The sequence below is a fragment of the Cupriavidus sp. 01L45 genome (assembly GCF_056399885.1).
Genome location: NZ_JBFTSG010000183.1, coordinates 1 through 401, shown reverse-complemented (window position 1 = coordinate 401; position 401 = coordinate 1). Strand labels below are relative to the sequence as shown.

Genomic DNA, 401 nt, shown 5'->3' with positions numbered 1-401 from the left:
TCGATATACACTTCAAACTCAATCATATGCGCGACCTTGCCGGGGTGCAGCACCACTTCGTTAATTGCCGTACCGACGCGCGGCTCGCGGCCCTGGCGGCAAACCCGCGCCTCCAGCAAAAAGCGGCTTTCCGTAATGTACTTGCCTTCCAGCACGTCGGCCAGCTGCTGCTGCGCGTTATCCGGATCGAGGTCGGTCAGGAAACCCAGGTTGCCGCGATTGATGCCGATGACCTTGATATCGTAGCGAGCCAGCACCCGCGCCGCGCCCAGCATATTGCCATCGCCGCCTACCACCACCGCCAGATCGGCCTTTTGCCCGATTTCTGACAGCGAGCCGGTTTCGACGTCGGCCAGATTCAGCTCGCGGGCTATCTGCTCTTCGATGATCACCTGATAGCC

Annotated in this window: 1 protein-coding gene; it reads right to left on the bottom strand. The window is 60.3% G+C overall.

From position 1 onward, the window contains the following. On the bottom strand, positions 1-392 hold a 392-nt coding region (locus AC1DT6_RS40630), incomplete at its 3' end, for an NAD(+)/NADH kinase (RefSeq protein ID WP_477115633.1). Between the last annotated feature and the right edge of the window lie 9 nt (positions 393-401).